Raw genomic sequence first — 12533 nt, 5'->3', positions numbered from 1 at the left:
ATGTGGGTGCTCACGCGGTGGTCAGACCTGGATGCCGATCAGGCCGAGGATCCAGTTGCCGATACCGGTCGCTGCGGTGGTGTTCGTCGCGATGCCCAGATACGCCATGCCCACCAGCGACAGGCCGCCGACGGTGACGACCTTCGACAAGTTGCCGCGCAGACCACCCATCAACACCACACACGCGATGAGCACGAGAATCGTGAAGACGATGTTGTCTTCGATCCAGGCGCGCACCCCGGACGTAGTGACCTCGGTGGTCTGGGCCAGCACGTCACCGCGCGGGACGGTCGTGATCGCCAATTCGGCAAAGCTTGACGCGAGAGACATGAGCACTCCAGTGACGGGTTCGGTCGTACGCCCGAAAGGCGACGGCCGAGAACGTAAAGCGAGAAGCTGATCTCCGCCAAGCAGGTGACCGCACACCCGATCCGCATCCGCCGCGGTCGGCGGACCAATCGAGCGCGAGAAACCCGCCTCGATACGCGGGGCGGCGGGGGAGTGCCGAGAGCGCCCGGTTGGGGTTGCGAGGCAGTGTGATTCACGCACTCGACGACGGTGCCGACGGAGCGGTGTGTTCGTCGGCGCGGCGTCGTGCCTGTGCTGCGGTGAGCGGAAGAGTACTCACAGTGGTGACGGCTACACATGGATCGACGCCGTGCACATGCGGCGTGAAAAGCAGTCGCCGGGCGGTGATCGGATCGCCGGAACAGCTCGCTGCACGAGTGGCGCGCGAGCACGCTTCAACAGCGTTCGAATGAGCGCGGGAACACAGCGGTGGATTCGAGCGGTAGAACGGGGCGCCTGAAGAAGCGCTCGCGACGCCTACCCTTACGGGGTCACTCCCCCCGGCGTTCCTTGGGGGGAGTGTAATCCAGAATTGTGCCGGGCGCCAACGCTATTCGCAGACGCCCACGTCGAACGCTATTGGGAGTGCTGAATGCGCCGGCGATGTACATCCTCGACAACCGCACCGTTCAAAGGCTCGGGGAGCGCTCGACACAGCGCCTGCGAACACGATCGCACGCGCTCGGTCGAGCGCTCCTCGCGCCGGTGCACGGCCGCGGTAGGTGTCGCAGAAATGAGCGCTCGCCGCAGTGCTGTACGAGCTGCGTGCTCAACGCTGTTCACGGTGCTGAACCCGGCTCGCTCTCGGCGCACCTCGACCATGGTGGACCGCAGCCTGATCGGTCAGCGCTCTCGCGCACCGGACGATGAACCGTTCACCCGATGCCGAACATGCTCACCTGCTTGGTGAAAACCTGAGCTCCCTGCCACGGTGCTCGCACACACCGCACCGGACCACATCCCGGTCAGCGCCACCACGAGCGAAAGGCACAGGCAGTGAGCGGAACTCCCGACCCTCTCAAGGACTGGCTCGTCGCTGCCTGGCGCGACACAGTCGGCGACACCACCAATACTCGCAGCGGTCGTGCCGGTGACGACGGCCGCACGTCGAGTGTGCCGCGTTTCGTGCCTGTCTCGCCGTTCACGGCGGTACCTGCCGCAACGGCCTTCGCCAGCTCCCATCTCATTGCCTCCGCAGCCGCCAACCAGGCCGCGATCGACGTGCTGACGCAGCTGCACGACCACCGATGGCCACTGGCCGTGGTGACCGCACCACTCATCGGCCTCGACATCTCGCGTCACCGCGCTCGCCGCTGGTCACAGATGCTCGAATCGATGGTCCAGCAGAGCACCGGCCACACCCCCGCAAAGATCTCCGTTCCGCTGCCCATCAGCAGGCGCACAATGCGCCGCGCGACGATCACACTGCCGCGCGGCGCAGTGATCCGGCCCAAGCAGTTCGAGCAGTTCTCCCATGCGGTCGAAGCCGCGTTCGGTGACGAGTGGTGGGCGATGACGGTGCGGCACGACGCGCACCGCGACCGACTGGTCCTCACACGCACGGAAATCGCGCCGGATACCCGCAGCGAACGGCAGAAGGTCCTGCAGGATGCGCTCGATGCGGCATCGATCTTCAAGAGCCCGAAGGTCAGCGTCGACACCATCGACGAAGAAGGTATCGAGACCGGTTACCGGATCGCCTTCGCCAAGTCGATGAACGCCGGCGCCCCCGCGTTTCAGGCCAAGGTCGACGAAGCCCTCGCTTCGCTGGCCGGCCCGCACGAGTCCGGTCGGCATTGGACGTGTGATTGGTACCCGAACAAGGGTTATCTGGTGATGCGGTTGGTCACCGCCATGCCCGACCGCGTCGACCATCCCCTGGAACTGGTCGATGAGAACCTGCGGCACCTGCCGTATGCGACCGGTGCGGCGGATCGGATCATGTTCTGGGATGTGTCCACCAGCTCGAACAAGCCGCACTGTCTGATCGTCGGCCCCACCGGTGGCGGTAAGACCTCGGTGATCCGCACCCTGCTCACCGAGGCAGCGCGGCGCGGGATCCCGTTCGTCGGGGTCGATCCGAAGATGATCGAACTCGACGGCCTCGAGGGTTATCCGGGGTGTGGGGCGATCATTTACGACGCGCTGCGCGCGGCGATGTTCGTGCGCGCCCTGCACACCGAGATGATGGCGCGCAACGCCTACATCCATCAGATGAAGATCGAAGGCTCACAGCTGCCGTTGATGATCGCGGTGCTCGACGAGTTCTTCATCCTCTCCGGTAAGTGGCAGCGCCTGGCCAAGACCGGCGACGACGAAACCAAGACGCAGCTCAAAGAACTCGATCCGCTCGGCGCGTGGGCGGATCTGGCGGTGCTCGCGCGCTCGGCCGGCATCCGATTGTTGCTCGGCGTGCAGCGCCCGGATGCGTCCCTGTTCGGTGGCGCCTCGGGTAATGCGCGCGACAACTTCGGCACCCGCATTTCGCTCGGCAACCTTTCGCAGGACGGCGCGCTGATGATGTGGGGCGACTCCACCGTCGGCCGGGAGGTCGATACCTCAGTCAAGGGCCGCGGGATCGCCCTTGGGGACGACGGGTCACCGGTCGATGCACAGATGTGGTGGACCCCGAACGTCGACAAGCATCCGAACAAGTGGAACCAACTGTCACAAAGCGAAAAAGCGATCATCGACGGCCTGATACCAGCGGAGGCACCGCAGTTCACCTGCTACTCGCCGGAGCTGGCCGACTTCATCGAATCCGAACGCGCCCTCGCGCGGCGTGCGCGCAGCCACGGCAGCGTCCCCGAACCGATCGTCATCGGCGGCGCGGAGGCGGGGGAGAGCGGTGCGGTGTCGATGACCAAACCCGGCGGTGGAGCCGCACCACAACCGGAGCCCGAGGATGACGATTTCGCCGATGTCATCCCGGCGTCGAGCGTGACCGCCGGGCAGACCGTGCTCATCGACAACGAGGACGGCGAACTGGTGCCGGTCACCGCCTCGGCGGTCGACGTGCGCCGCGGCACCCGAGGCGAAGTCGTCGAGACCGTCCTGACCGTCGGCGCCGGCCGCGTGAGGACCCGCATCACCTTCGACGCGACCGGTGTCGTCGTCCTACCCGAACCCGACCTCGTCGAACAGCCCGCCTGATGCTCCGACATCACCCGGCGCGAGCGCCGGATCGCCACTGAGCAGTCGCGTCCGAAGCGTCCCGGCCTGACCGCCTGTCACTTCATCTATCGCCCCAGCAACCACCCTCCGGAAGGACTGCCCGATGACCCGTCGTATTTCCCAGTCGATCACCCCCACCGCCGAGGACGTTGCTGCGCTGCGCGGACCGTTCGTATCCAAGGGCGCCAACGATCCGGTGATCAAAGCGTTGCGCGAGTACTTCAAGGCGACCTCGCCGGTGTGGCTGGCCAAGCTCGACGAACGCCAGGAACTCACCCGCGAACGCCTCGCCGAGATCCGCGACGCCGCCACCAAGCGCCGCGTGGTGATCGAAGCGCTGCCCGACGGCAAGGCCCGCGACAAAGCCCTCGACGAGCTGACACAGACCGAGGCGGTCGTCGAGGAGATGGACACCGCACTGGCCGGCGCCGGTGCCTTCGGCGGGATCAACTAACGATGGCGCCGACCGTCGAGATCGAAGCGACCTCCGCGACCACAGCACGCGCGACGCTCACCGGTGCCGATGTACCGCCGATGGACCTGACAGCGACCGAGGACAAGGCACTGGCTGCTGTCGTGCACGAATTCGTGTGCACACTGGCGGTCAAGCAGCAGTCCGCCGTCGAGGTCATCTACCGGACCGGCAAAGACACGCGGTTTCTCACGGTCGGTCCCGACGGCAAGCTCACCGAGAACGCTCCGAGCGTGCCCATCCCGGTCGTCGCGACCGAACCCGAACCGGCAGCGGCGGAACCGGTCTCCGCGGCACCGACCGGACCGGTGACCGTGACGGCCGACCCGATCACGTACGAGACGCCCGCACAGAATGCTCCCAAGGCATCCCAGAGGACCGCAGAGCCCGCGCCGGCACCCACTCCGGGACCGACATCCACACAACCCGCGCGCTCGGTCACAGAGCCGCTCAGCGCGTCGTTCGATGCACTGTCTGCGCTGTCCGCACCCCGTGTGGATCCCGCGGCCGGTGCACCGGCCCGCAGCGGTGTTCGCGGACGCGTCAATGCGATGTTCGGGCTGAAGCTCACACCGAAGGCGCACTCGCGCGAGATGCGGTTGCGCGGCGCACAGACATCGATCGGCCGCCTACTGCCGGAGGGCGCGCTCGTCACCGTCGCCAACGTCAAAGGCGGCGTCGGCAAAACCCCGATGGCCATCGGCCTGGCCGAAACCATCGCCGAACACCGCGGTCCCGCCACGATCGCGTGCCTGGACCTCGGAGAGGTCGGCGGCAGCTTCACCGATCGGATCGCGCTCCCCCCGACCGCAGGGCAGGACGTGGCGTCGCTGCTCGCCGATCTCAGCGATCAGGCGCAGCCGGTGCGCCCGTCCGTGCTCACCCGGTATCTGACCCGTCAGCCGTGCGGCTCGTATGTCGTCGCCGGATCGGCCGGGGCGGCGGCACCGGTGAGCTACGACGACGCCGCGACGTTGGCGGCGATCCTCGGACACCACCACGACCTGCTGCTCGCCGACACCGGCAACTCGCGCCACGCCGGCAGCTGGCGATGGGCCATCACCGCCGCGCACACCGTGATCGTTCCGGTGCCGCTGCGCCGCGACAGCGCGGTCGCTGCCCAACGCACCCTGGCCGCGATCCACGCCGTCCACCCGGATGTACTCGCCCGCACGGTCGTGGTCATCACCGAAGGTCCGGGAGATGTGCCGATGGTCGAAACCCACGCCGTCGACGCATTCTCCGCACTCGGGGTGCCGGTGTGCCGGATGCCGTTCGAGCCGCTGTTCGCCTCCGGTGAGCGCATCACCTTGAGCCAGCTACGACGCGACACCTGCGAGGCGTTGACCGTCCTCGCCGCCACCGTCGTCGACCTGATCGCAGATGCCCCCTGATCCCGTTGGTCCGGAACCGTTTTCGGTCCGGGGGCGAGGCCGCTCCACTTGACCCTTTTCCGATCCCCGACCAGACCCGGCCATCCCTGTGGCCGACCGATGAAAGGCAATGCCCGATGAGCAACGACAACCCCACCCCTCACCGCGCCGCACGCCGCGCTGCCAGTCGCCACCGCACAGTCCAGCGTCAGGCCACGGCCGCGTTCGTCGCGACCGCGGCAGTGGCGGCAGGACTGGTGCTGGCCCCGACCGCCGGGGCGGCCCCATCCCAGGGCGGAACTACCGGCGGCGGGACGCAAGGCGGCACCACCACGGCCCCGGCACCGCAGCCCGAGGTGGAAGTTGTGCCGCAGGCGCCGTCCGAGCCGATCTACTGGTCCGCCCCGCCCGCAGTACAGCCGCAGTACGAGCCGCTGCCGAACTACGACTACGACACCGGCCGCTACAACCGTCAGGCCACCTACACCCCGCCCCTGGACCTGTCGACGCTGCACGCTCCGACCCCGGTCGAGCAGGCCCCGATCTACATTGCCCCGCCCGAGAAGATCATGATCGGCGACTACCACCTCACCCAGCCGAACTGGGTCACCGACGCCGACCGCGAGCGCACCAACAACACCGCCGGCCTGACCCGATCCCAGGTGGCCACCTTCTGGCGCTCCGTCGGTGTCGATGCCGATCGCGCAGACCGCGTCGCCGCCGCACAGATCGGCGGTGCCGTCGCCGGAGCGACCGCAGGTGCCGTGGCCGGTGCGGTGCCCGGTGCGCTGATCGGCGGCACCATCGGCGGAATCGGCGGCGCCGCCCTCGGCGGGGTGGTGCCGCTGCCGATCCCGGTGCTGCCCGAAATCACCACCGGTGTCGCAGGAACCGCAGCCGGTGCTGCAATCGGCGGCGCCGTCGGCGCAGTCCCCGGCGCGCTCGTCGGCGGTGCAGTCGGCCTCGCTGCCGGTACCGCCTTCGGTGCCGGGGACGACGAAGGACAGCCGATCGAGATCGAGTTGCCGGACGTGCAGCAGGACGTGATCACCGAGCAGACCGCGGCGACGGTCGAGCAGTGGCAGACCTCCGGACCGGTCGGTGCCACCGCTGCGGAGGTCGTGCGCAGCGCGGTGCAGACAGCACCTCACATCGATTCACAAGCCCGCGAATGGGTCACGGCCCAACCCGGCGGCGAGAACGTGATCGCCGCCGTCGACTCCACCCTGGAGGCGTTCTTCGGTGGCTCGGCAGGCACCGCCGCCGAGATGATCTCCACCGCCGTCGGCCAGGGCGCCGACGCCCCGGCCTCCGCCTGACCGCACGAAAGGATGTGGGTGCACCCCGATGAAACTCGGCAAGACAACATCTCGGCATCCGGCTGTCGTCGACCTTCTCGGCGGTGCACCCACCCCGTGCTCGGGTGCCACCGTCGATCCGGTTGCACCCGGCGATGCGATCGCCGGTGCATTGGTTGCACCGGCGGTGACCCCACACGAGCGACCTGTGCCGCGCACATCGAGGCGCACAGGCCGCGTTGCAGCGGTTGCCATCGCCGTTGCAGTGGGGGTTGCCGCCGTCACCATAGGGGTGATGTGGAGTGCACGCGGCGAGGAGTCCGCAACGGCAGCACCGCCGTCCGACGATGTGGGGACACCGATTCTCGAACTGTCCGCAACGCCGACGGCGCCGGCGTCGGATCTCGATGACGAGTGCCGCGCCGACCGGGGTGACCAGCGCAGTGGCGCCGGGGTGATCGCCGCCTGGAACTACGCCTACTACGTCCGGCGCGACGCGGTTGCCGCCCGCGCCCTGGCCACCCCGAACAGTTCCGTCGTCCCGGCCGAGCAGCTGCAGTCGTTCATCGACGACATCCCCGTCGGCACCAACTACTGCGTCCGCACCAAGGCCCTGTCAGAGGATGTCTATCTCGTCGATCTGTCCGAACTGCGCCCCGACGGCGTGCAACGCATCACCCAGACCGTCACCACCCAGCAGATCGACGGCACATGGTTCGTCGACGTCTTCAACTGACCCACCGACCCTGCAACCCGCCCGTCTCCGTGAGGTTCGTGCGGTGCGCATCTCGCGGATGTCGTGTCCGCACCCCGGGGTAGGGAGTGAGATGCCAAGAGCACGTGTCAGTAGTCGAATCAGCACCCCTCTAGAGATTTTCGTAGAAAGAGGCTTCCGTCGTGTCCGATGACTCCACTCAGCCCGCACCGCCGTTGCGCCACGATGCGCGGCCGGTGCGTTCGAAGATGCTCGGTGTCGCCGCGGTGGCAACGATGGCGTTGTTTCTTGCGGTGTTGGCGTTCACGCTGTCGTTCGATGCGTTGCGGGCACTGGCCATCGAAATCAACGTGCATCCGAGCCGTGCATGGATGGCGCCGGTTGCCATCGACGTTGCACAGGCCGCTGCAACAGCCGGCTACGTCATCTTCCGCGTTGCCAACCGACACACCTGGGCGCGCCGCTACTGCATGACCTTGGCGGTCGTCACCGTCGCGTTGAGTGTGGTGGGCAACTCGTACCACTCGTATCAACTCGCCGCCCGCAACATCGAGCGCATTACAACGGGAGAGATGCTCGACTTCATCCCGCAACCCCCAGCCATTGCCGCGGTCATTGCGGCGATCTTCCCGCTGTTGTGGCTGGCACTGTTTCACCTGTTCACCATGATGCTGCAGGTTGTCATCGACGAACGCACCCAACGCCGTGATGCTGCAACGGTGGATCAGCTCGTGCACCGCGAAAGCAACACCGCTGCACCGATCCGCACCGCGACCGAGAAGGCAACAGAGCGCGAATCCACGCTTGCCGCGGTGGCAACGCCGGAGAGCGCAACCGATGCGGGCCGCGCCCACGAGGTGCACCACGAAGCGCAGAGTGCATCACCCGGAACCTCACGCAAGTCCGGCGTTGAGGGTGTTGCCCTCGCCGCGACGATCGTGGACGCCGACGCTGTCGTGAACGACCGCGGCGCCGATGCAACGCGCAACGGATACCCGCACACCGCAGCCGGGTTGCAGCAGTTCCTCGCCGACGGCAGTTTCACCGACCCGGTCAAACGCGTGGCGGCGATCCTCATCGACGAGCCGCACCTGCGGCAAACCCAGGTTGCGCGGCGGCTGCACGTCGATAAGTCCACGGTCAGTCGCCGGTGGCGCTCGTTCGTTGCGGCCGCCGAAGCTGAAGGCTTCGCCGTGCCGCCGCTCCCGGCGGCCGACAGCACCGGACGGGTGCGAGAACTGCAACCCGCATGACTCATGTCTGAGGTGTTGCTGTGGTCCATGAAGCGGCAATCTTCCTGACTTCGCGTTCCCGCTCGTGCGCTCACTTTCAGGGCAATGGCATGCATCCTTTACACTGAGAGAGATCAATCCGGCAGGTCAACGCACTTTCGGTGCCGAGCGTGAGGGGAGTTGAGATGTCCGTCGTACCGAGGAAGGTCATCCGGCAAAAGCTCATGCAAACTGCCGTTCTGGACAAGATCGAACGCGAGCATCTGCCGGTGGACACCGATCGGGTTCGCCAGAGTCTGGACAGGATCCGTGAGCAGGTCCGTGGCAAGTCCATGCTCGAGCACGTGGGGCGGTGGGAGCAGCTTTTGCGGACCGGTGATCTCGACATGATCCGGCGGATTGTGCTCTCCGATGACGAGGTGGGGCGCGAGATGCGAAATCTGTCGCCCCTGACCGTGTTGTTGACCGAGTCCGAGCGTCTCGACGTTCTCGATACCGTGCGACACCGCGCGGCGTGAATCGCGAACAGTTCGCACGGGCGATCCGGGCCGCGTGCGCCTATCTCGACGAGCCGTACGTGGTGGTCTTCGGTTCGCAGTCCATTCTGGGTAGCTACGACGACTCGATGCTGCCCGTGGAAGCTTCGATGTCACGTGAGGTGGACATATCTCCTGGCAGTGCGTTCACGGCCGGGATCGATCTCGACGACAAGCTCAGTGTCCTGGACGTTTTCGTCGGGGAGGATTCGCCCTTCCATGATCTGCACGGGGTCTATGTCGAGGGCATCCACAAAGACACCGTGGTGCTGCCGCGCGGGTGGGAGAACCGACTCGTTCATTTCACGGCTGAGGATGGTCCCGGCGCGGAGTACGGGCGCACCGGTTTGTGCCTGGACCCGGTAGATCTGTGTGCGGCAAAGACTATCGCCGGCCGGACCAAGGATCACGAGTTCGTGTCCGCTCTCATCCGGGACGGCATCGTCGGCGCTGTCGACATCCTGGACCGCATCGCCGCGGTCGGAATTCAGTGGCCGGCCGTCTATACCGATGACCGCGATCTTGCCCTTACCCGCGCGACGAACTGGCTCGAATCGTTCCTTCCTGATCGGGCACCCGCGGCGGAGGCGGGGCAGTCGGTTGCCGAGCCTTCGGCCGAGAACTATCGCGCTGTGCTCGACGGGCTTTCGGCCGCAGCGACGGCTCACCCCCGCAGCATCCGGGAGATGCTGGGGCGGTCCTCGAGGGCGACCCCGAGGGCCGACGACAACGGCGCCTCTTCCTGCGGAGTCGACCGAGAGCACGGACCAGAGCCCGATCGGTGAGTTCGGGCGGGAGCGGTCACCCGTTCCTGGTGCTGCCGCGCCACCACTGCGCGGCGGCGTGCCCTCGAACACCGGGCAGCACGATCGGCCCACGCAGTCGATGACGGGTCAGCGGCAGCAGTTCGGGTCCAGCACCGCACGTAACGCCTCGAGAGACTCGGCGCGGGCGCGGTAGAAGACGTTCATCCCGCGGCGTTCGGATTCGACCATGCCGGCCTTGCGGAGCTGGCCGAGGTGGTGACTGACGGTGGATTCGGCCAGGTCGACGCCGGTGGCGAGATCGCAGGTGCACACTTCGCCGTCGTCGGCGGTGAGCAGGATCGACACGAGTTTGATGCGGACCGGGTCCGCGAGGGCCTTCAGCCGCAGGGCGAGTTCGAGGGCCGCGTTGTCGCTCATGGGGGCGGCCGAGACCGGCGCGCAGCAGATGGGGGCGCTGACGTCGATGACGGGTAGGGCTTTCGGCATGGTTCGAGCTTATCCACTTACTTGACATATGTCGAAAAGGTGGCGCATTCTGTAAGCGCCAGTACTTCGATATATGTCACACAGGTGGAGGATGTCATGTCCCGCGCACAACTCGCCCTCAACGTCGACGACCTGGAAGAAGCGGTCGCCTTCTACACGAAGCTGTTCGGCACCGAACCGGCCAAGCTCGAGCCCGGTTATGCGAACTTCGCGATCGCCGAGCCGCCGCTGAAGCTGGTCCTGCTCGAAAACCCCGGCAAGGGCGGCACCATCAACCACCTCGGCGTGGAGGTCGAATCGAGCGAGAAGGTCCACGCCGAGATCGCCCGCCTGACCGGCGAAGGGCTGTTCACTGAGGAGGAGATCGGCACCACCTGCTGCTTCGCTACCCAGGACAAGGTGTGGGTTACCGGCCCGGCCGGGGAGAAGTGGGAGGTCTACACCGTCCTCGCCGATTCGGAGACCTTCGGCTCGAGCCCACAGCATCTCGACGATCCGGCCACCGCCGTGGGTGGCATGTGCTGCGGCACCGCCGCCCCGGCCGAGGACACGCAGCAGGCTTCGGCCGCACCGTCCTGCTGCTGAACGGCTTCCCTCGAGGTCGGCCACCGGATTCGGGTGGCCGACATCGGTGTCTTCAGCGACGGAGCCGGTCGGCAAGGTCGGTGACACGAGCGGCGATGTCGTCGCGGACCAGCCGCATCCGTTCGATGCCGACGATGCCGCGCTCGGACGGCTCGTCGGTGTCCCAGTTCTCGAACTGTGTCCCGGCCACCGGCTCGAGGTGGGCTTCGCGGCCGAGGGTGACCACGAGATCGACGTCGCGGACCAGGTCGGGGTCGACCGGTGTCGGGGTCTGGCCGGTGATGTCGACGCCGACCTCGAGGAGCACTTCGGCCGCCAGGGCATTGATGCCGGCACCGGGTTTCGTACCGGCGGAGTGCACCGTAACGGTGTCGCCGGCGGCGGCCCGCATCAGGCCGGCGGCCATCTGGGACTTTCCGCCGTTCTTCACACAGACGAACAGCGCCGAGGGTGTGCTCACGGTCGAGGTCCTTTCACGCAGATCAGGTGTCGAGGTCGAGATCGAGGTCGAGGTCGGCGACGGTGGCCTTGGCGGTGCGGCCGACGCCGAGGATGGTGGCCGAACCGGGACCGGTCCAGTCGCCGTAGCCGAGCAGATGCAGGCGCGATTCCTTGAGCGAGCGGGTGCCGGCGACCGGCACCGTGCCGGTGTGATCGCGCAACCGCAACGGCCGCAGATGCGCGAGGGCGGGCCGAAATCCCGTGGCCCACACCACGACATCAGCCCGCTGGTGGCGCTGTCCCCAGGCGATGCCGTCGACGGTGAGCCGATCGAACATCGGCAGCGCGGTCATGACGCCACGCTCACGGGCGGCAAGCACCTCCGGGACCATCACAATGTCCCCCAGGGCGGCGATGCCGCCGGGATCGGTCCGTCCGGCAGCCAGGGCCACTGCACGGCGGGAGGCGAGCTCGAACAACGCCCGGCCATCGACGCCATCCGGCAGGAACCGCGGGGGCCGGCTGGTGACCCAGATGGTTCTCGCGGTAGTGGAGATCTCGGCGACGAGTTGAGCCGCGGAGTTGCCACCCCCGACCACCACGACGTCCGAGCCGGTGAACTCGGCCGCGCTACGGTAGTCGACGGTGTGCAACTGCCGCCCGGTGAACACCTTCATGCCCGGATAACTCGGCCGAAACGGTCGCTGCCAGGTACCAGTGGCGCTGATCACCCGCCGCGCCCGCCACTGCCCGCGGTCGGTGTCGACCAGCAGATCAGGGCCGTCGCGCCGCACCGCCTGCACCCGCACCGGCCGCTCGATCGGCAGGCCGTAGCGGGCTTCGTAGGCGGTGAGATAGTCCACAACATGCCGTGCAGGCGGGAAACCGTCCGGCCAGCGCGGCATCGGCCACCCCGGCAGCGACGCGAATTCCGCCGGGGAAAACAGCCGCAGCGACGGCCACATGTGCGGCCACGCCCCACCCGGCCGTTCCTGGTCGTCGAGGATCACGAAGCGGTGCCCGGCCCGCCGCAGGTAGTAGCCGGCAGCCAGACCCGCCTGCCCACCGCCGACCACCACGACATCGACGTTCGTCGTCATCGAAGA

The 12533-nt window shown here is 67.3% G+C and carries 13 protein-coding genes; 9 read left to right on the top strand and 4 right to left on the bottom strand.

All coding sequences use genetic code 11. The features are described from left to right. Positions 1 to 21 precede the first annotated feature (21 nt). Positions 22 to 330: a hypothetical protein gene (locus ACNJ7K_RS26900; protein WP_268655864.1), complete on the bottom strand. Its 309-nt coding sequence runs from the start codon at positions 328 to 330 to the stop codon at positions 22 to 24. 1014 nt (positions 331 to 1344) lie between these two features. Here ACNJ7K_RS26900 and ACNJ7K_RS26895 point away from each other — a divergent pair. The 8 genes from ACNJ7K_RS26895 to ACNJ7K_RS26860 all read left to right on the top strand — a co-directional run bounded on the left by ACNJ7K_RS26895 (position 1345) and on the right by ACNJ7K_RS26860 (position 9933). Next, on the top strand, positions 1345 to 3501 hold the full coding sequence (locus ACNJ7K_RS26895; RefSeq protein WP_487042589.1) for a type IV secretory system conjugative DNA transfer family protein: 2157 nt from the start codon (positions 1345 to 1347) through the stop codon (positions 3499 to 3501). A 124-nt stretch (positions 3502 to 3625) separates the two neighbouring features. After that, a complete protein-coding gene (locus ACNJ7K_RS26890) occupies positions 3626 to 3976 on the top strand; it encodes a hypothetical protein (protein WP_138998890.1) in 351 nt (116 codons plus the stop codon). A 2-nt stretch (positions 3977 to 3978) separates the two neighbouring features. Then, on the top strand, positions 3979 to 5388 hold the full coding sequence (locus ACNJ7K_RS26885) for a CpaE/TadZ family protein (RefSeq protein ID WP_268655866.1): 1410 nt from the start codon (positions 3979 to 3981) through the stop codon (positions 5386 to 5388). A 116-nt stretch (positions 5389 to 5504) separates the two neighbouring features. Continuing rightward, on the top strand, positions 5505 to 6686 hold the full coding sequence (locus tag ACNJ7K_RS26880) for an insoluble domain protein (RefSeq protein WP_487042588.1): 1182 nt from the start codon (positions 5505 to 5507) through the stop codon (positions 6684 to 6686). Positions 6687 to 6960: 274 nt separating this feature from the next. Then, positions 6961 to 7401: a DUF8176 domain-containing protein gene (locus ACNJ7K_RS26875; protein ID WP_487042587.1), complete on the top strand. Its 441-nt coding sequence runs from the start codon at positions 6961 to 6963 to the stop codon at positions 7399 to 7401. A 161-nt stretch (positions 7402 to 7562) separates the two neighbouring features. Then, the gene (locus ACNJ7K_RS26870) at positions 7563 to 8633 is read left to right on the top strand and encodes a DUF2637 domain-containing protein (RefSeq protein WP_487042586.1); all 1071 of its coding nucleotides are present in this window, start codon (positions 7563 to 7565) and stop codon (positions 8631 to 8633) included. 164 nt (positions 8634 to 8797) lie between these two features. Then, a complete protein-coding gene (locus tag ACNJ7K_RS26865; RefSeq protein ID WP_024100426.1) occupies positions 8798 to 9130 on the top strand; it encodes a hypothetical protein in 333 nt (110 codons plus the stop codon). Beyond that, positions 9127 to 9933: a hypothetical protein gene (locus tag ACNJ7K_RS26860; protein ID WP_487042585.1), complete on the top strand. Its 807-nt coding sequence runs from the start codon at positions 9127 to 9129 to the stop codon at positions 9931 to 9933. Before ACNJ7K_RS26865 ends, ACNJ7K_RS26860 begins: the two co-directional genes overlap by 4 nt. 108 nt (positions 9934 to 10041) lie before the next feature. On the opposite strand, the gene ACNJ7K_RS26855 is transcribed toward ACNJ7K_RS26860, so the two are convergent. Further along, positions 10042 to 10401, bottom strand: coding sequence for an Rv2640c family ArsR-like transcriptional regulator (locus tag ACNJ7K_RS26855; RefSeq protein WP_024100424.1), 360 nt, complete (start codon positions 10399 to 10401; stop codon positions 10042 to 10044). A gap of 96 nt (positions 10402 to 10497) precedes the next feature. Here ACNJ7K_RS26855 and ACNJ7K_RS26850 point away from each other — a divergent pair, with 96 nt between their 5' ends. Next, on the top strand, positions 10498 to 10986 hold the full coding sequence (locus ACNJ7K_RS26850) for an ArsI/CadI family heavy metal resistance metalloenzyme (protein WP_024100423.1): 489 nt from the start codon (positions 10498 to 10500) through the stop codon (positions 10984 to 10986). A gap of 52 nt (positions 10987 to 11038) precedes the next feature. Here ACNJ7K_RS26850 and ACNJ7K_RS26845 read toward each other — a convergent pair whose 3' ends face one another. Together ACNJ7K_RS26845 and ACNJ7K_RS26840 are read right to left on the bottom strand one after the other, a co-directional pair. Continuing rightward, positions 11039 to 11446, bottom strand: coding sequence for an arsenate-mycothiol transferase ArsC (locus tag ACNJ7K_RS26845; protein WP_487042003.1), 408 nt, complete (start codon positions 11444 to 11446; stop codon positions 11039 to 11041). Between the two features lie 22 nt (positions 11447 to 11468). Next, the gene (locus ACNJ7K_RS26840) at positions 11469 to 12527 is read right to left on the bottom strand and encodes an ArsO family NAD(P)H-dependent flavin-containing monooxygenase (protein WP_487042005.1); all 1059 of its coding nucleotides are present in this window, start codon (positions 12525 to 12527) and stop codon (positions 11469 to 11471) included. Between the last annotated feature and the right edge of the window lie 6 nt (positions 12528 to 12533).

It is taken from the genome of Rhodococcus shunpengi (assembly GCF_048381395.1).
Classification (GTDB): domain Bacteria; phylum Actinomycetota; class Actinomycetes; order Mycobacteriales; family Mycobacteriaceae; genus Rhodococcus.
This window is presented reverse-complemented; position numbering and strand designations above follow the sequence as displayed.